Annotated in this window: 16 protein-coding genes and 4 tRNA genes; 9 read left to right on the top strand and 11 right to left on the bottom strand. The window is 64.8% G+C overall.

What is annotated here, in order from left to right; translation table 11 throughout:
- Window positions 1–102: 102 nt before the first annotated feature.
- The 4 genes from pstS to pstB all read left to right on the top strand — a co-directional run bounded on the left by pstS (window position 103) and on the right by pstB (window position 4,027).
- Window positions 103–1,227 (top strand): phosphate ABC transporter substrate-binding protein PstS, encoded by a 1,125-nt coding sequence (pstS, locus tag EET10_RS24685; RefSeq protein WP_036407687.1) that lies wholly within the window; start codon window positions 103–105, stop codon window positions 1,225–1,227.
- A gap of 73 nt (window positions 1,228–1,300) precedes the next feature.
- The gene (gene pstC / locus EET10_RS24680) at window positions 1,301–2,326 is read left to right on the top strand and encodes a phosphate ABC transporter permease subunit PstC (protein WP_122502578.1); all 1,026 of its coding nucleotides are present in this window, start codon (window positions 1,301–1,303) and stop codon (window positions 2,324–2,326) included.
- Window positions 2,323–3,237, top strand: a complete 915-nt coding sequence (gene pstA / locus EET10_RS24675; protein WP_036407680.1) for a phosphate ABC transporter permease PstA — start codon at window positions 2,323–2,325, stop codon at window positions 3,235–3,237. The genes pstC and pstA overlap by 4 nt, the downstream gene beginning before the upstream one ends.
- Window positions 3,238–3,250: 13 nt before the next feature.
- Window positions 3,251–4,027, top strand: a complete 777-nt coding sequence (gene pstB, locus EET10_RS24670; protein ID WP_036407678.1) for a phosphate ABC transporter ATP-binding protein PstB — start codon at window positions 3,251–3,253, stop codon at window positions 4,025–4,027.
- A gap of 10 nt (window positions 4,028–4,037) precedes the next feature.
- Here the strand turns inward: pstB and phoU are convergent, their stop codons facing one another.
- From phoU to EET10_RS24645, 5 genes are all read right to left on the bottom strand, one after another.
- Entirely contained in the window at window positions 4,038–4,706 is a 669-nt protein-coding gene (phoU, locus tag EET10_RS24665; RefSeq protein ID WP_023367957.1) for a phosphate signaling complex protein PhoU, read from the bottom strand.
- Window positions 4,707–4,750: 44 nt separating this feature from the next.
- A complete protein-coding gene (locus EET10_RS24660) occupies window positions 4,751–6,820 on the bottom strand; it encodes an LCP family protein (protein WP_425461715.1) in 2,070 nt (689 codons plus the stop codon).
- Between the two features lie 273 nt (window positions 6,821–7,093).
- On the bottom strand, window positions 7,094–8,284 hold the full coding sequence (dusB, locus tag EET10_RS24655; protein WP_036407677.1) for a tRNA dihydrouridine synthase DusB: 1,191 nt from the start codon (window positions 8,282–8,284) through the stop codon (window positions 7,094–7,096).
- A 6-nt stretch (window positions 8,285–8,290) separates the two neighbouring features.
- A complete protein-coding gene (locus EET10_RS24650) occupies window positions 8,291–9,307 on the bottom strand; it encodes an acyl-ACP desaturase (protein WP_036407675.1) in 1,017 nt (338 codons plus the stop codon).
- Between the two features lie 109 nt (window positions 9,308–9,416).
- Entirely contained in the window at window positions 9,417–10,058 is a 642-nt protein-coding gene (locus tag EET10_RS24645) for a TetR/AcrR family transcriptional regulator (protein WP_036407670.1), read from the bottom strand.
- 75 nt (window positions 10,059–10,133) lie between these two features.
- Here EET10_RS24645 and EET10_RS24640 point away from each other — a divergent pair, with 75 nt between their 5' ends.
- Window positions 10,134–11,192: an oxygenase MpaB family protein gene (locus tag EET10_RS24640; protein WP_122502576.1), complete on the top strand. Its 1,059-nt coding sequence runs from the start codon at window positions 10,134–10,136 to the stop codon at window positions 11,190–11,192.
- A gap of 9 nt (window positions 11,193–11,201) precedes the next feature.
- On the opposite strand, the gene EET10_RS24635 is transcribed toward EET10_RS24640, so the two are convergent.
- The 3 genes from EET10_RS24635 to EET10_RS24625 are packed head-to-tail and all read right to left on the bottom strand — an operon-like array spanning window position 11,202 to window position 12,421.
- Entirely contained in the window at window positions 11,202–11,423 is a 222-nt protein-coding gene (locus EET10_RS24635) for a hypothetical protein (RefSeq protein WP_036407668.1), read from the bottom strand.
- Window positions 11,424–11,482: 59 nt separating this feature from the next.
- A complete protein-coding gene (locus EET10_RS24630) occupies window positions 11,483–11,863 on the bottom strand; it encodes an ArsR/SmtB family transcription factor (protein WP_081260694.1) in 381 nt (126 codons plus the stop codon).
- A 30-nt stretch (window positions 11,864–11,893) separates the two neighbouring features.
- Window positions 11,894–12,421 carry a nucleoside deaminase gene (locus EET10_RS24625; protein ID WP_167480219.1) on the bottom strand — a complete coding sequence of 176 codons (528 nt, stop codon included), beginning with the start codon at window positions 12,419–12,421 and terminating at the stop codon, window positions 11,894–11,896.
- Between the two features lie 89 nt (window positions 12,422–12,510).
- Here EET10_RS24625 and EET10_RS24620 point away from each other — a divergent pair, with 89 nt between their 5' ends.
- The gene (locus tag EET10_RS24620) at window positions 12,511–13,416 is read left to right on the top strand and encodes a class I SAM-dependent methyltransferase (RefSeq protein ID WP_036407667.1); all 906 of its coding nucleotides are present in this window, start codon (window positions 12,511–12,513) and stop codon (window positions 13,414–13,416) included.
- Between the two features lie 35 nt (window positions 13,417–13,451).
- Here EET10_RS24620 and EET10_RS24615 read toward each other — a convergent pair whose 3' ends face one another.
- Entirely contained in the window at window positions 13,452–14,267 is an 816-nt protein-coding gene (locus tag EET10_RS24615; RefSeq protein ID WP_036407666.1) for a TIGR04255 family protein, read from the bottom strand.
- Between the two features lie 208 nt (window positions 14,268–14,475).
- Window positions 14,476–14,548, bottom strand: a tRNA-Lys gene (locus tag EET10_RS24610).
- Between the two features lie 123 nt (window positions 14,549–14,671).
- Between EET10_RS24610 and EET10_RS24605 the strand changes: the two genes are divergently transcribed.
- The 3 genes from EET10_RS24605 to EET10_RS24595 all read left to right on the top strand — a co-directional run bounded on the left by EET10_RS24605 (window position 14,672) and on the right by EET10_RS24595 (window position 14,963).
- A tRNA-Glu gene (locus tag EET10_RS24605) sits at window positions 14,672–14,745 on the top strand.
- Window positions 14,746–14,783: 38 nt separating this feature from the next.
- A tRNA-Asp gene (locus EET10_RS24600) sits at window positions 14,784–14,857 on the top strand.
- Window positions 14,858–14,886: 29 nt separating this feature from the next.
- Window positions 14,887–14,963, top strand: a tRNA-Phe gene (locus tag EET10_RS24595).
- Between the two features lie 473 nt (window positions 14,964–15,436).
- Here the strand turns inward: EET10_RS24595 and EET10_RS24585 are convergent.
- A complete protein-coding gene (locus EET10_RS24585) occupies window positions 15,437–16,330 on the bottom strand; it encodes an NHL repeat-containing protein (RefSeq protein ID WP_246013691.1) in 894 nt (297 codons plus the stop codon).
- Window positions 16,331–17,072 lie beyond the last annotated feature (742 nt).

The raw sequence follows: 17,072 nt of genomic DNA, 5'->3' as shown, positions 1-17,072 counted from the left end.
CGGCAAGTTCCGGTACGACGCATAGTTAATGGTTGACTTGGCAATTCGTCCTGAAGACGGCCGTGCAGCGCCGCAATCGTATGCATTCAGGGAGCGAGATCGATGAGGCTCGACACGGTGGGCAGGGCATTCGCGGCGGCGGTGGCGATGATCATCGCTTGCGGTGGGGCCCTCACCGCATGCGGTAGCGATCAAAACCTCGGTGGTTCCTCGGCGCATGGCTCCGAAGCGCCGCAGGCAAAGGCCGACTGCAGCGGCCGAGATGCGCTGACGGCCGAGGGATCGACTGCCCAGCAGAATGCCATGGCGTTGTTCAACCAGGTATGGGGCCAGGCGTGTCCGGGCAAGAAAGTGTCCTACAACCCGACCGGGTCAGGTGCTGGTCGCGAGCAGTTCATCACCGGTCATGTCGACTTCGCGGGATCGGACTCGCCCCTGGTCGCCGAACAGCTCGGTCCGGCGGCCAACCGCTGCAAAGGAAATCCGGCCTGGGACCTGCCGCTGGTATTCGGGCCAATTGCGTTGGTGTACAACCTCGCTGACGTAAAGACCCTGGTCCTAGACGCCGATGCGATGGCCAAGATCTTCAGCGGCTCCATTCGGGTGTGGAACGACCCGATCCTTGCGGCCCTCAATCCTGGTGTGGCACTTCCTCATACCAAAATCGTCCCGGTGTACCGGAAGGATTCGTCGGGAACCACCGACAACTTTCAGAAGTATCTGACTGCGGCCGCGCCACAAAGCTGGAGCCGAGGTGTCGGCGGCGAGTTTCACGGCGGTGTCGGGGAAGGCGTCGAAAGGTCGGCCGGTGTGATCCAAGCCGTACAGGTCACGCCAGGTTCGATCGGTTATGTCGAGAAAGGTTTCGCTGACCGAGCCGGTATGCCGTTCGCCCAGATTGACAACGGCAACAGCGTCGTACCGCTCACCGAGGAAACGGCTCGCAAGGCAATCGACTCCGTCACGTTTGCGGCCAACGGAAACGACCTCGTTCTGGAGCTCAATTCGATCTTCGCCATCCAGGACCCGGGTGCCTACCCCTTGGTACTGGCGACCTACGAGATTGTGTGCTCGAAGGGATACCCGCCCGACATCGGTGCCGCGGTGAAGGCGTTTCTCACCACTGCGGTCACCAACGGTCAGGCCGGCCTTCCGTCGGCCGGCTACGTTCCGGTGCCAGATAAAGTGAAAGAACGCCTGGTCGCGGCCATAAACGCCCTGCAGTGACTGCTTGACCACGGACGACGCTGATGGAAGACGAGCCAACAAGCACCGCAGTGACAGGATCGACGGGATCGCAGTGACATTGCCAAACCCAGCCGAGGGGGGTGCGATCGTCGCTGCGCCTTTTCCGGAGCCGCCGGCAACCTCCGTCAACCCTTGGGGCAACGGCAAACCGAGTCTGGGGGACCGGCTGTTTCGCCGGCTATCGCAGGGTTCCGGCGTCTTGATCATCGTTGTGATCGCCGCGATCGGCGCGTTTCTGCTGTGGCGTGCGATACCGGCACTGGCACGCAACAAAGAAAACTTCTTGACCTACGGCGGAACCTGGAAGACCGCCGACCCCTCGGCGATGCACTTCGGAATCCTCGATCTGTTGCGAGTGACCACGTTCGTATCGCTGTTCGCACTGGTGCTGGCCATGCCCGTCGCGCTGGGTGTCGCTATCTTCCTGACGCAGTATGTGCCGCGACGGTCCGCCACGCCGCTGGCCCACCTGATCGATCTGCTGGCCGCGGTGCCGTCGATCATCTACGGCGTGTGGGGTTTGCACGTGCTGGCGCCACGCCTGCGACCCGTCGCGACCTGGCTCAACCACACCCTGGGTCACTGTTTCCTGTTCGCCGGCGGCAATGCGTCAATCGGGAGTGGGGGCAACGTCTTCACCGGTGGCATTGTCCTGGCGGTGATGATCCTGCCGATCATCACCGCGGTCACGCGCGAAGTGTTCACCCAGACCCCGCACGGCCAGATCGAGGCGGCACTGGCGCTCGGCGCCACCCGATGGGAGGTCGTCACGACAACCGTGTTGCCGTTCGGACGGTCCGGATATATCAGCGGCGCGATGTTGGGCCTGGGACGGGCGCTCGGGGAAACGGTCGCGCTGTTGATCATCCTGCACGGCACCCAGCAAGCCTTCGGCTGGTCGCTGTTCGATGGTGGCTCGACTTTCGCGACCAAGATCGCCGCCGCCGCATCGGGCCTCGGCAATCCCTACCAAGCCGGTGCCTACCTGGCCGCCGGACTGATGCTCTACCTGCTTACCTTCGTGGTCAACGCGGCGGCACGCACGGCCCTGGCCGGAGCGGGAAAGGCCACCCGATGACCTCGATGCTGGACCGGCCCGTCAAAGCGCCCGCACTGCCCGCGCTAGGCCGGCGCCGTCGAGTCACCAACAACGTGGCCGCCGCGCTGGTGACGCTGTCGATGGCGATCGCGTTGACACCCCTGGCTTGGGTCCTATGCTCGGTGCTGGTCAACGGCCTCCGGACGGTCATGTCGAGCACCTGGTGGACGCATTCACAGGCCGGGATGACGTCGTTGAAAGCCGGCGGTGGCGCCTACCACGCGATCGTCGGCACGGTGTTGCAGGGTCTGGTGTGTGCGGCGATATCCATCCCGATCGGCGTCCTGGTGGCCATCTATCTCGTCGAATACGGTGGCGCCAGCGCGCTGCGCAGGCTGGTCTCCTTCATGGTGGACATCCTGACCGGCGTGCCGTCCATCGTGGCGGCCCTGTTCATCTATGCGCTGTGGGTCGCGGTCCTGGGCTTCCCGCGCTCGCAGCTCGCGGTCTCGCTGGCGCTGGTGTTGTTGATGCTGCCGGTGATCGTGCGGTCGACCGAAGAGATGCTGCGCATCGTCCCGGTAGATCTGCGTGAGGCCAGTTATGCGCTGGGAGCGCCCAAGTGGAAGACCATCGCCAAGATCGTGATCCCGACCGGGTTGTCCGGCATCGTGACCGGCATCCTGCTGGCCTTGGCCAGGGTGATGGGGGAGACGGCGCCGCTGCTGATCCTGGTCGGTTATGCACAGGCAATGAACTTCGACATATTCAGCGGGTTCATGGGGTCGCTGCCGGGCATGATGTATGACCAGGCGACCACGGGCGCCGGCGTCAGCCCGGTCCCCACAGAGCGGCTGTGGGGCGCCGCGCTGACGCTGATGTTGCTGATCGCGATGATCAATATCGGCGCCAGGGTGGTCGCCGCCATCCTCGTCCCCAGGAAGTCGTAGGCAGGAGCACTCAGTGGCCAAGCGGTTGGACCTCAAGGACGTCAACATCTACTACGGGTCGTTTCAGGCCGTCGCCGATGTGTCCTTGTCGATTCTGCCTCGCAGCGTGACGGCATTCATCGGCCCGTCGGGGTGCGGCAAGACCACAGTGCTGCGCACGCTGAACCGGATGCATGAAGTGGTCCCCGGCGGGCGCGTCGAAGGCACCGTGCTGCTCGACGACGAAAACATCTACGGGCCAGGCATCGACCCGGTCGGGGTGCGGCGGGCAATCGGGATGGTTTTCCAGCGGCCCAACCCGTTCCCCGCGATGTCGATTCGTGACAACGTGGTTGCCGGCCTGAAGTTGCAAGGCCTGCGCAACCGCAAGGTGCTCGACGAAACCGCTGAATATTCGCTGCGCGGCGCCAACCTATGGGATGAGGTCAAAGACAGGCTGGATAAACCCGGCGGCGGGTTATCCGGCGGGCAGCAACAGCGGTTGTGTATCGCGCGGGCCATCGCGGTCCAGCCCGACGTGTTACTGATGGATGAGCCGTGCTCGGCGCTGGATCCCATCTCCACGATGGCGATCGAAGACCTGATCAGTGAATTGAAGCAGGATTACACGATCGTCATCGTCACGCACAACATGCAGCAGGCCGCCCGGGTGAGCGATCAGACGGCGTTCTTCAATCTGGAGGCCGTCGGCAAGCCGGGCCGCCTGATAGAAATCGACGACACCGAGAAGATCTTCTCCAACCCGAGCCAGAAATCCACCGAGGACTACATCTCCGGCCGCTTCGGCTAGCGCGGTCGAATTAGCGAGAGTGTGGCGTCGTTTCGTCTTCGGGAAACCTCCCGGTCGCCTGGAAGATCACGCGTCGCGCCACTTCGACGGCATGGTCGGCGAAGCGTTCGTAGAACCGGCCCAGCAACGTCACGTCGACCGCCGCCGCCACGCCGTGCTTCCATTCCCGGTCCATCAGCACGCTGAACAAATGCCGGTGCAGATCGTCCATCGCGTCGTCTTCTTCGCGGATCCGGGCCGCTTTCTCCGGGTCGCGGGACAACACGACCTCTTGCGCGCTGTTGCCCAATTCGACTGCCACTCTGCCCATTTCGGCAAAATACCCTTTGACCTCTTCGGGTAACGCATGCTGCGGATGCCGCCGGCGGGCAATTTTGGCGACGTGCAGGGCAAGTGCGCCCATCCGGTCAATATCGGCCACCATCTGGATCGCGCTCACGATCGCCCGGAGATCACCGGCGACCGGGGCCTGCAGGGCCAGCAGCACGAACGCGCTTTCCTCGGCCCGGGCGCTCAGCGTTGCGATCTTTTCGTGGTCGGAGATCACCTGTTCGGCCAACACCAGATCGGCCTGCAGCAAGGCTTGGGTCGCCCGCTCCATAGCGATGCCTGCCAGCCCGCACATCTCACCGAGCCGCTCGGACAGTTCCGAGAGTTGCTCGTGGTAAGCGGTTCGCATGTGATAAAGCCTACGTTCTCGACGCCGGATACGCCGTGAAGCGCTTACTCGCAGGTGGTGTCGGCAGCGTTGGTGACCGTCAGATCTTCGGGCAGCTTGGTCGGCGGGGTGCTGGAATTGCGGCTGATCTGCATGCTGACCGACGAGCCGCTGGGCGGCGGGGTGGTCACCGAACTGAAATCCGGGCCGAGGACTACCTGAACCACGTGTCCGATCCCGGTGACCCGCTCGACTTTCGAATTGCCGAACGCCGCGGCCACGGTTGCCGCGGCCTGCTCATTGCCCGGGGAAAAGAACACCGTGGTGGCCTTCAACGAATTCGGGTAGTCGTCCGGGGTCATCACGTTGAAGCCGTTTCGCTTGAGCTGGTCGGCGGCGGTGGTCGCCAGACCGGCGGTGCTGGTCCCGTTGGAGACCTGCACCGTGATTTCCCGCGGCGACGTGGTGATCACCTGTTCGCGCTGGACTTCGCCGGTGCCGTTCGGCGGGGGCGCCTTCTTCGTTGTGGCCGGCGTCGTCGTCGGCGAGTTCCCCAGCGTCTGCGCGTTGTGGTCGTTTTCCAGCGGCAGCGGATCGTCGTTGATGATGGCGGCGAACAGCGCTTTCATGTCGGCCGTCCGGGGCGGCTCGTCGCCATTCTGGTCCGTCACGCCGGTCGGCACGGTCACGAACGTGACGTGGCCGGCTGCCATATGCTGCAACGACTGGCCCAGCTGTACCAGGTCTTTGGTCTTGACGTTATCGACGTAGCTGTTGCCGATGAACATGTTGACGACGTTGTTGAGCTTGTTGAGGTTCATCAACGTGTCCTCGGAGATCAGCGAACGCAGTAGCGACGACAAGAACAATTGTTGACGTTTGATGCGACCGTAGTCGCCGTTGCTCTCGGTGGTGACCTGGCGGGCTCGCACATAGTTCAAGGCGGTCGGCCCGTCAATGACCTGACGTCCGGCGTGTTCGAGCACCGTGCCCAATTCGTAGTCGCGCAGCGCGGTGGTGCTGCACACCTCGACGCCGCCGAGGGCTTCGACCATTCGCCCGAAACCGACGAAGTCGATTGCGATGAAGCGGTTGATGCTCAGGCCGGACAGCTTCTGGATGACCTTCACCAGGCACTTCGGGCCGCCGAAAGAAAACGCCGAGTTCAGCTTCGTCTCGGTGTAGACCATCCGGGGGCCCCACGTCCCCTTCTTGTCGTCGTAGATGGGCCCGTACTTGCCGGTGTCGGGGTTCCACGCCTCGCACTGGATGGGGGTGATCGCCAGGTCGCGGGGGAACGACACCGCCACCACCCGCTTCCGGCTCGCCGGGATGTTGACTAGCATCACGGTGTCCGACCGGGCACCGCCGGCGTCCTCGGTGTCACCGGCGCCGATCTCGGAATTCGCGCCGGCGCGCGAGTCCATTCCGACGATCAGGAAGTTTTCGTCGCCGTACTGCCCGTTGGGGTCGACGATGTCGCCGGAATTCGGGTCGAGCGCGCTCACCGTGTTCAGCTGCTCGTTTTTGGATGCGCTCCACTGCCACGCCCCGCCGGTCAGGACCAGCGCCAGCACGGCGAACATGGCCGCCAGTGACCGCCCGGCCAGCAGCATCGGCCGCCGGCGCGAACGCGGTTTCTTCGTCTGGTTCTCCCGGCTCTTCGGGGTCTTTGAGCGCTTGACGACAGGTGTCCGCGCCGCCGCGGCCGACTCGCCCTCGGGCGGCTCGGCTGCGGCGGTTTCCGCTGCCAAGCCGACCGACCCGAGGTCGGGCAGCTCGGAGAGAAGTTCTGATGAGTAGGCCGGAGTGGCGATGACTTGGGTGTCCAGTTGGTCCGCGTCGTCGTCGGCGACCTCCACGTCCATCACGTCCATCTGGGATGGTTGCGGTGAGTCCGCGACGGGATCGGGGTCCGGCGCGCTGTGGCGATGAGCAGGACCGGCGGGGGCAGGTGCGCCGAGTTTGGCGATCAGGTCGGCGACGCTGACTCCGCCGTTGACGTGACAGCGGACCGGTGCCGGCGCTGCGGCCGGGTCCGCTGCCGTGTGATCCGGGATGCGGTGTTCGGCCACGGCGCCGGACGACACCCCCGACCAGCGGAGCAAGCTGTCCTCGGGCGGCGGAGCGAACAACCGCTCCCACGGCGCGGCGCCTGGCGTCGCCGGCGGGTTTAGGGTGACCCGCTGGGCATCATCGCGGGAGCCGGACACGCGCCGAAGGTCAGGAGTGGCGTCTTTGTCGCCGTCACTCATGTCCTATCGGCCTCCGAAAGATATGATCCGGACATCAGCTGTTGTCCGTGCGCACACGTCAGCGCAGCGCCGAGCCGATCGGCGCCGCGCCATGCATAAAGCCCACATCGTACTGACTTGTGGTCGCAGACGCGATCTCGGAAGAGTTTCGGTTCAACCACCAGAATGCATGACGTCGGCTCCGTCGGGCACCCGGCAGTCGTCGGCGTCGTCCAGCCAACCGTCGGGAAGTGCGACCCGCGCGGGTGAACCCTGCCGGCCGCGGGGGCCGTTGCCGGCACTTGGGAACGCGACGCCGCCGTCCAACCGATTCAGCAGGTCGTCGAGCTCGCTCAACGTTTTGACCAGCGCTAACGCTCGCCGGACGTCGGATCCGGCCGGGAACCCATGCAGGTACCAGGCGATGTGCTTGCGGATATCGCGCATGCCCTTGTCCTCGCCGAAGTGTGCCGCCAGTAGGGCACCGTGCCGGCGGATGACGTCGGCGACCTCACCGAGTGTGGGCGGGGTGGGAGCCGGGCGGCCGGTAAAGGCGGCCGACAACTCGGCGAACAGCCAGGGCCGGCCCAGGCAACCCCGGCCGATGACGACGCCGTCGCAGCCAGTGGTGGCCATCATGGCCAGCGCATCGCTGGCGTCGTAGATGTCGCCGTTGCCCAGCACCGGAATGGACGTGACCTGCTGCTTGAGCCGGGCGATCTGATCCCAGTCGGCGGTGCCGGAGTACCGTTGCGCGGCCGTCCGGGCGTGCAGAGCGACCGCGGCGGCACCCTCGGCCTCCGCGATGCGGCCGGCGTCCAGATGGGTGTGGTGAGCGTCGTCGATGCCGATGCGGAACTTCACCGTCACCGGTATCGCGGTGTGTTCGGTGGCACGCACCGCCGCGGCGACGATCCGGCCGAACAGCCGTCGCTTGAACGGCAGAGCCGCCCCACCGCCGCGCTTGGTCACCTTGGGCACCGGGCAACCGAAATTCATGTCGATGTGGTCGGCCAGGCCTTCGTCGGCGATCATCCGCGCGGCCGCGTAGGTGGTGTCCGGGTCGACGGTGTAGAGCTGCAGCGAGCGGGGCGATTCGTCCGGGGCAAACGTCGTCATGTGCATGGTGACCGGATGCCGCTCGACCAGCGCGCGGGCGGTCACCATTTCGCAGACGTAGAGTCCGCTGACCGTGCCGACCTTCGCCTGTTCTCGTGGCGATCGCAAGGGCGCCGAAGCCGGACGCAGCGGGTTGCCACGCATCGAACCGAAGTCACGGCACAGGGTGCGGAACGCGACGTTCGTCACACCGGCCATCGGTGCCAGCACAACCGGGCTGGCAAGCTCGATTGAGCCGATACGCAACGGCCACTACCGTCCGGTCATCCTCAGCGTGCCCTTGGTGGTGAGCACCTTCCTGGCGGTGATGCGTTCATCCATGCGGGCCTGGCGCGCGAGGTAGCGCTGCTTGGACGCCTCGAACTTGTCGCACTCCGCCTCGAGTTCTTCCATCAGCTCGCCGAGGTCGTCGCGCATCCGGGCGGCCTCGCCGGTGAAGTCCTCCCGCTCGAAGATGCGCCACTTCTTCAGCACCGGCTTGACCACCTCGTCGAGGTGAATGCGAATGTCATAGACGCCGCCGACGGCGATGATGACCGCCTTGCGGCGGAACTCGGGCACCAGGAAGCCCGGCATTTTGAAGTGGCGAAGAATCAGGTGCAGCGACTTCATCGCCTGGTTGGGCGCCAGGTCAAACGCAGCCTCGCTGACGTCGCGGTAGAAGATCATGTGCAGGTTCTCATCGGCGGAGATCCTGGCCATCAGCTGGTCGGCCACCGGGTCGTTGCAGGCCTTACCGGTGTTGCGGTGCGAAACCCGGGTTGCCAGCTCCTGGAAACTCACGTAGATGACGGAGTCGGTGACGCTCTCCGCGAAATACTCGCCCTGGTGGTTCTGGCCCGGGCTGAAGCCCCGGTTGACCACCTCAAGGCGAAGCTTCTCCAGCTCCACGGGGTCGACAGATCGGGTCACCACCAGGTAGTCGCGCAGGGCGATGCCGTGCCGGTTCTCCTCGGCGGTCCAGCGGTTGACCCACTGTCCCCAGGCGCCGTCCATGCCCATGTTCATTGCGATCTCGCGGTGGTAGGACGGCAGATTGTCCTCGGTGACCAGGTTCTGAACCATAGCCACCTGCGCGACGTCGGAAAGCTTGCTCTGTTCGGGGTCCCAGTCCTGGCCGCCGAGGGCGTAGAAGTTCTTCCCGTCCGACCACGGAATGTAGTCGTGCGGGTTCCAGTTCTTGTGCATGCTGATGTGCCGGTTGAGGTACTGCTCGACGACCGGTTCGAGTTCGTGCAGCAGCTGTAAGTCGGTCAGCTGGGCTGACATAGTCCCTCCGGTTATCTGTGTCGATGGGTTGCAGTCAATATATCTGTGTCGACCAGTATCAACAAGTTTGCCCGCCGCGCGGTGAGTCACGATTGCAACCGTGGCAACGTCAGTCGCGAGGCCGCGTCGCGGTGGGGTGCCAGGCTTCGTGGCCGGGTCGGTGCGGCACATGGCTGGCCGCCGCATTGAGCAGCATGTCGACGCAGTAGTCGATGAATTGCTGGCGTGTGGCTCCTAGTTGACCATTCAGGTACGCGGTAAACAGGCCGGTCAGAGCGCCGATCAAGCTGGTGGCGACCAGTTTCTGCACAACCGGATCGACAATGCGGGAGAGCTTTCGCTGCAGCAGCTCGATGAAATTGGGCATCCACTCCGCGCCGGACCGGGTCAATACCGGTTCCACCGTCGGCGCCAACAGCAGCACCCGCCCGCGTACCGGATCATCGACCATCAGGGCGACGAATCGTTCCACGGCTTCCCGGGCGGTATGGGCCGACATGAGTGTGGCCATGGCCCGGGTGCAGACGTCGTCGTACACCGCGCGCACGAAGTGTTCACGGTCGGTGAAGCTTTCATAGAAGTAGCGCTCGGTCAGCGCCGCCTTGCGGCAGACCGCGCGTACCGTCAGTGCCGGCCCGTCCTTTTCGCCGAGCAGCTGCACGCCGGCGGCGATGAGATCTTCCCGACGTACGGCGTGGCGATCTTCCAGCGGGACGCCGGTCCAGCGGCCTCGTTTTTGACCGGCCTGCACTTCGCTCCTAAACTTCAAGTGACAACGCGTGTAGTCAGAATTGCTCACGTCGCCCTAACTACCCGGAAAGCACCAGTGACTCAAGATACGTCTGCTTCGTGCCCGCTGACCAGCGCCAAGGTGCAATCCTCGGCGGGTGGCGCCGCTGCCGCGGCCCTTGCGGCGCCGACCGACTCGGTCGCCGGCGGTTGCCCGGTTTCGCCGCTGGGTTACGACGCGCCACCAGTGCCGCTCGGCCCGGATTCGCTGACCTGGCGATACTTCGGCGACTGGCGCGGCATGCTGCAGGGTCCCTGGGCGGGGTCCATGCAGAACATGCATCCCCAGCTCGGGGCGGCGGTCGAGGAGCACTCGACGTTCTTTCGGGAGCGCTGGCCGCGGCTGTTGCGGTCGCTGTATCCGATCGGCGGCGTGGTTTTCGACGGCGACCGGGCTCCGGTCACCGGCGCGGAGGTGCGCGACTACCACGTGGACATCAAGGGCGTCGACGCTGCGGGGCGCCGCTACCACGCATTGAACCCGGACGTCTTCTACTGGGCGCATGCCACGTTCTTCGTCGGGACCCTGCACGTCGCCGAGCGGTTCTGCGGTGGCCTGACCGAGGCGCAGAAGCGTCAGCTCTTCGACGAACACGTCCAGTGGTATCGGATGTACGGCATGAGCATGCGGCCCGTGCCGGCATCCTGGGAGGAATTTCAGGTCTACTGGGACCACATGTGTCGCAACGTGCTGGAGAACAACTTTGCGGCGCGGGCCGTGCTGGATTTGACCGATTTGCCCAAACCTCCCTTCGCCCAATGGATTCCGGACAGGTTGTGGGCCCTGCAGCGTAGGCTGTTGGCGCCGTTCTTCGTCTGGCTCACGGTCGGCCTGTACGACCCGGCGGTGCGCGAACTGATGGGTTACCAGTGGTCGCGCCGAGACGAATGGCTATACCGCCGCTTCGGCGAACTTGTCCGTCTGGTCTTCGCCGCCGTGCCGCGCCGGTACCGGAAGCACCCGCGGGCGCGGGCCGGCTGGGACCGGGTCAGCGGGCGGATCCCGGCCGACACCCCGCTGGTGCAGACTCCGGCGCGCAACCTGCCGCCCCTGGATGAGCGCGACAACCCCGCGCACTACTGCCCGAAGGTCTGAACCCTCGACTCAGCTGTGCGCGTGGCTGTGCACCTCTTCAAAGCCTTCAAGGTCTTCGAGACCGCGCTGATGCACGTGCTCATGGGTGTGCTGGGTCCCGTCGTCGTGTGAGTGCGGGTGCTCGTGGGCGACGTGTTCGTGCTCATGGCTGGTGTGCGCGTGGCTGTGGGTCATGTCGCCGTGCTGGTGGTCGTGCGCGTGCGGCGCGTCATGGGTGTGGGTGGCTACCATGATCGTTACCTCCTCATTGTGACTCAATGTGAAATATGTTGTGGTGCTGGTGGATCCGGTTATCCAGCGTCTGGTGTTGCCGCGACTGCCTGCAGTCCGTCGCCGCGGTGGTGGCGGGGCACGCCGGGACCGGCGTGCTCGGCGTTGAAGACGGCGTCGATAACGAGTTGGCGCACGTGGTCGTTTTCCAGGCTGTAGAAGATCGTCGTACCGTCGCGGCGGGTGCGCACCAAGCGCGCCATCCGCAGCTTGGCCAGATGCTGGGACACCGACGGCGCCGGCTTGCGTACATGTTCGGCCAGCTCGTTGACCGACATCTCCGTAGTTGCCAGGGACCACAGAATTTGTACGCGGGTGGCGTCGGCGAGCATCCGGAACACCTCGACCACGAGGCCGGCCTGGTCGTCGGGCAACCTCGTTGGTCTGTTACTTGCGTGCATACGCAGATAGTAGTGCAAGTGGGTGTGCTGTCAACAGGCGTCCAGGTCGGCGCCGGTCTGACCGGCCGGAACCGCGGTGGCCGTGCGTCGTCCGCCGTTGCGTTCCTGCCAGAAGCGGTAGACATCGACGGCGGCGGGGCGCGGCTCGTACCGCATTGGCAGGCGCCGATCCCGCCAGTCCTTGGCGAATTCCTCATAGAAGGTGGCAAGTTCGAAGTATTTGCGGTCGTCGACGTAATGCGGCTCGTAGGCGTCGCGCGTCGTCAGAAATACCACTTCGTCGGGCGAGCAGTAGTACAGCGATCCGAGGCACATGGGGCACGGGTGCGCCAACACGTAAATAGTGGTACCCACCAGGTGCTCGGTACCCAGCCTGGTGCAGGCCTCGCGGATGGCAAGGATCTCAGCGTGCGCGGTGGGATCGTTGGTCTGCGCGACCTTGTTGGCGCTTTCGGCAAGGATCTCGCCGTCTTTGACGATGACCGTCGCAAAGGGGCGGCCGCCCTCGGCGACGTTCTGGTGAGCGAGATCGATGGTGCGCTGGGCGAAGTCGATCATGGTTGGTCAGAGTAGCCCGGCAGGCGCGATCGGGCCTGTGATAGTAACTAGATTATCTATCTTTTTCTGGTTCGACGAAGGGAACCGCCATGGTGCGCACCGATCGTGATCGCTGGGATCTTGCGACGAGCGTCGGCGCGACCGCAACCATGGTGGCCGCTCAGCGCGCGCTGGCTGCGAGCCGCGAGTTTGCCCTGATTGATGACCCATTCGCCGCGCCATTGGTGCGGGCGGTCGGCATGGACGTCTATACCCGGATGGTGGACGGGCAGATTCCGGTGCAGGAGGGTTCCGAGTTCGACCCGGAGCGGGTGGCCCGCGGGATGGCCTGCCGGACCAGGTTCTACGACCGGTTCTTCCTCGAGGCCGCGCGCAGCGGCGTCGGCCAGGTGGTCATCCTGGCGTCCGGCCTGGATGCCCGCGCCTACCGACTGCCGTGGCCCAAGGGCACCGTCGTCTACGAAGTCGACATGCCAGAGGTGATCGCGTTCAAGACGTCAACGCTGAGCGGTCTCGGCGCCGAGCCCACCGCCCGGCGTCGCACCGTGGCGGTCGATTTGCGCGACGACTGGGCCGCCGCGGTGCAGGCGGCGGGCTTCGACGGGCAGGTCCCCTCGGCGTGGAGTGCCGAAGGGTTGCTGGTCTACCTGCCCGAGGACGCGCAGGACGCCCTGTTCGACAACATCACCGTGTTGAGCGCCCCCGGCAGTCGGCTGGCGTTCGAATTCGTGCCCGACACCGCGATTTTCGCCGACGAGCGGTGGCGCTCCCATCACGACCGGATGAGCGAACTCGGGTTCGACATCGACTTCAACGACCTGGTGTATCACGGCGAACGCAGCCATATCATCGAGCATCTATCTGGCCAGGGCTGGCAGACGTCGTCGCACACCGTCAAGGAACTCCACCAAGCCAATGGCTTCGAATATCCCGACGACGAACTCGCGACCGCGTTCGCCGACGTGACCTACACCAGTGCGGTGCTCGGGCGGTGAAGTAGTCGGCCCTCGCCCGACTGATTTATTGGCGTTTATTGGCGAAGCAGCTCGTCTTTGAGGCGGGCGGTGATCAGGTCCTGGAACACCTCGCGGGCGGGACCGTACAAGTCGGTCAAGGTGGACACGAGCGCGTCCCGGTTGTATTCCGGAATGGATCCCCCCACCGGAGTCCAGAAGCTGTCGATATCCATGAGGAAGAACGGGCCGGCCTGCGGTGGCGTGATGCGGCGCAGATGGTAGCTCTGATCCAGCGCTTGGCCCACCCCGGGCCCGTACCGCAAGATCAGCGACTTGCCCGGTTGGGGTTCCCGGTAGACCGCGGCGCCCTGCCACTCGGTCAGCGACAGGCCGCCCGGAGCGATGCGGTAGGGCCCGAGCAGCTGCTCGTCGATCCAGTTGCCCCAATTGACCCGGCCGTCGACCCCCACCGGGACCCGGATCTCGAGGACGTATCGCAGACCGATGCGCTCTACTCCGACGATCGACGAAACCTGCGCGCGGGCATCGGCGACCCGTAACACGAGGTCGCAAAAGGTCTCGAAGTCGCGGTAAGCGCTGGTTTCGACGACGATGGCCTGGTTCTTGAGCGAGGCCGAAACGGTGTTGTCCCGGTTGCCGTAGCGAACGAAGCGGTCCGCAACGGGGGTCGGGGCGGCGCCGGGTGCCGTCACTCCCCAACTCACATCCTGCGCCTGGCGCTCGATCGGCAAGTCGTTGATGAGAAGGTGTTTGAGTTCCCGGCTGGTTGATTCGGTGAGGGAATCCGTTGCCGGGTGCCGGATTTCCATCGTCACCAGGGCGACGGGCGCGTTGGGTTGGATTCCATCCTGACTCATTTCGGGAAGCATAGCCGCAGCATAGCCAAGCGGTGCAGGGCTTCAAACGCCGGCCGACCGTGTGCGTCCTGGCCGGCGCGGCGTGGTTGCCGGGAGGCGGTCGATCGGTGCGATCATGGGCCCCCGTTGAGCCGCGCACGGTGGCGGTGTCAACGGTCGTTTGGGGGCGACCATCCGGAGCGCGGCCGGCATCGGCGGCGGGCGAATTCGTGGTTCTCGGTGCCCCCACCAGGACTCGAACCTGGGACCTGCGGATTAAAAGTCCGTAGCTCTACCAACTGAGCTATAGGGGCGCGGAGTCCCAGGATACTGCGTGCCCAGGCGAAGCTCGTTTGAGGATTGGGCCCGGGTTGACCTAAGCTGACGTGGCTCCCAACGATGACCGCGTTGCGAGTGCCCCGGAGAGATTCGGTTCTGCCCCCTTCGTCTAGACGGCCTAGGACGCCGCCCTTTCAAGGCGGTAACGCGGGTTCGAATCCCGTAGGGGGTACCCTGCGATGCGGGTATCGCGGAGCAGTAGCACAGCATGGCCCTGTGGCGCAGTTGGTTAGCGCGCCGCCCTGTCACGGCGGAGGTCGCGGGTTCGAGTCCCGTCAGGGTCGCCGATGCGGCCAGGCACATGCTGCCTTCCGGCCAGGTAGCTCAGTCGGTATGAGCGTCCGCCTGAAAAGCGGAAGGTCGGCGGTTCGATCCCGCCCCTGGCCACCAGGTTTGACCTGCACGGACGCGGTGAAGGCATGCTATGGATAGTCGACAGCTAGTCCTGCATAACGAATTCCATGCGAACAGTGCCAGGCACAACCACCTCGATCGACCGGAAGGTGCCCGACGACGGCAGTACGGCTTACGGGGACCGCGTTTTCGAGGTCGTCGACCGTCTCGCCGGTCCGCGTGCGGACGGTCAACGGAGATGTGGCCGGAGATCACTCCCGGAATGCGAGGATGAGTTCAGACGGTCTTCGAGTTCTTCTGCTCTGCATGTCTTTACGAGTGACACGCTCCGAGGTTGACAAGCCGCAGGCCTTCGCCACTCGCGGCCGAGATCACGCCCAGAGCATCCACCTGACTCGCCGCGCGGGGTTCCCAAAGTAGCGTTCGTGGCAGCTCGGGGCCGCCCGAGATCGCACAGAACAACCGTCGAAGCGCAACTCAGTTCAATGACGGCAAAGAAGCGCTGAACCTCACCGTGACCCCGCCGTCGGCTTGACCACCCGATTGTTGCGGGCGTCGGCGACGTACACGCTGCCCGCGCGGTCGACGGCGATCCCGGTTGTTTGGTTGAGGCCATGGAACCGCAATTCGGTCTGGGTGTTGGATCCGGCCGCCAGCTTCACCACCCGATCGCCCATGTCGGTGACGTAGACGTTGCCCGCGTCGTCCACCGCCACGCCGTCGGGGCCGATGAGGCCCCTGAACGGCAGCACCGTCTGAGCGCTGGATCCCGCCGCCAGCGTCACCACCCGATCGCGGAGTTCGTCGGCGACGTACACGGTGCCCGCGCCATCCACGGCCACCCCGTCGGGGTGTCTGAGGCCACGGAACCGCAATCGGGTCTGGGTGCTGGATCCTGCCGCCACTGTCATCACCCGATCGCGGAGGCTGTCGACGACGTACACGGTGCCCGCGCCGTCCACCGCCACCCCGGTGGGGTTTCTGAGGTCGGTGAACGGCAACACGGTCTGACTGCTGGATCCGGCCGCCAGCTTCACCACCCGACTGTTGTCGGTGTCGGTGACGTACACGGTGCCCGCGCCATCCACGGCCACTTGGTTGGGGTGTTTGAGGCCCGTGAACGGCAGCACGGTCTGGGTGGAGGATCCCGCCGGCAACATCACCACCCGATCGTTGTCCCAGTCGACGACGTACACGGTGCCCGCGCGGTCCACCGCCACCCCGGTGGGGTATTTGAGGCCCGTGAATGGCAGCACCGACTGTGCCCCCGACGAAGGCTCGATGGTGCGGAGGATCAACGTGGTGACCGCAGCAGCGATGACGGCGACGGTCAACAGAACGGCAGGGACCCAGAGACTCTTGCGCCGCCACCGCCGGCGGGGGGCACCCGTCTCGTTCTCCACCACGATCCTTCCGACACCGAGTTGGCAACCACGGATAACGCGACCATAAGCTCAGTCCACTCCGCCCGCAGGATGTTGGCAGAGTCCCATTTAGCACCAGCGTGCGACCAAATCACTGTGTAGCGATGGCCTTAAACCTGAAGTTGGCAATCTGAAGTCCGCCCCGGGTGTTGTATTCGGCGATTCTTCCAAACGGAGCTATGAGACCCTCATATCTCGTCCTTTTCGAGACGGCGTTCAGTTCTGCTCGCGTCTGGTCGACTTTGCCGCATGCGCCGGTTGTTTGGTAGCTGGGACGATCCACTGGGGCTGGCCCGTGACGGTGGGTGCGTTGTGTAATACACGCGCCCACTGACAACCCTGGCGGAATCCGACATCACGGCCGGCGCCGATGCTCCTCATCGACCGGGAGAGTCAACGATAATCCCTACGGCGATGTGATGTTTCGCGTTCGAAACGAGTGGGGGGCTGATGACCACACCACCACTGCCGCCTGGATGGTATCCGGATGAGGGTGGAGGCGGGGGCAGCGCTACTGGGACGGCACCTTTTGGACGGAATCCCGTATCAATCCGCCTGCCAGTCCACCAGCGGCCCTTGCAGTCACACCGGTATCCGGCATTCGGTCGGCGATCTCGCCCCTGCGTTGGATTTTCTGGGGTGCGCTGATCTGTCTCGTTGACCTCACCTACAGCCAGACGGTGAATGGCGTCGGATGGAGGTTTGATTTCGCCAACGATGC

It is taken from the genome of Mycobacterium pseudokansasii (assembly GCF_900566075.1).
Taxonomy (GTDB): Bacteria; Actinomycetota; Actinomycetes; order Mycobacteriales; family Mycobacteriaceae; genus Mycobacterium; species Mycobacterium pseudokansasii.
Note: the sequence above shows the minus strand (reverse complement) of the source record. Positions and strands in the feature narration are given on the sequence as shown.

Excerpts from the sequence above, each read along its gene's own strand:
- EET10_RS24635 (WP_036407668.1), bottom strand. The coding sequence starts at position 11,423 with ATGGTAGCCACCCACACCCATGACGCGCCGCACGCGCACGACCACCAG.
- EET10_RS24630 (WP_081260694.1), bottom strand. The coding sequence starts at position 11,863 with ATGCACGCAAGTAACAGACCAACGAGGTTGCCCGACGACCAGGCCGGC.
- phoU (WP_023367957.1), bottom strand. The coding sequence starts at position 4,706 with ATGCGAACCGCTTACCACGAGCAACTCTCGGAACTGTCCGAGCGGCTC.
- EET10_RS24615 (WP_036407666.1), bottom strand. The coding sequence starts at position 14,267 with ATGCTTCCCGAAATGAGTCAGGATGGAATCCAACCCAACGCGCCCGTC.
- pstA (WP_036407680.1), top strand. The coding sequence starts at position 2,323 with ATGACCTCGATGCTGGACCGGCCCGTCAAAGCGCCCGCACTGCCCGCG.
- EET10_RS24625 (WP_167480219.1), bottom strand. The coding sequence starts at position 12,421 with ATGATCGACTTCGCCCAGCGCACCATCGATCTCGCTCACCAGAACGTC.
- EET10_RS24650 (WP_036407675.1), bottom strand. The coding sequence starts at position 9,307 with ATGTCAGCCCAGCTGACCGACTTACAGCTGCTGCACGAACTCGAACCG.
- EET10_RS24620 (WP_036407667.1), top strand. The coding sequence starts at position 12,511 with ATGGTGCGCACCGATCGTGATCGCTGGGATCTTGCGACGAGCGTCGGC.
- pstS (WP_036407687.1), top strand. The coding sequence starts at position 103 with ATGAGGCTCGACACGGTGGGCAGGGCATTCGCGGCGGCGGTGGCGATG.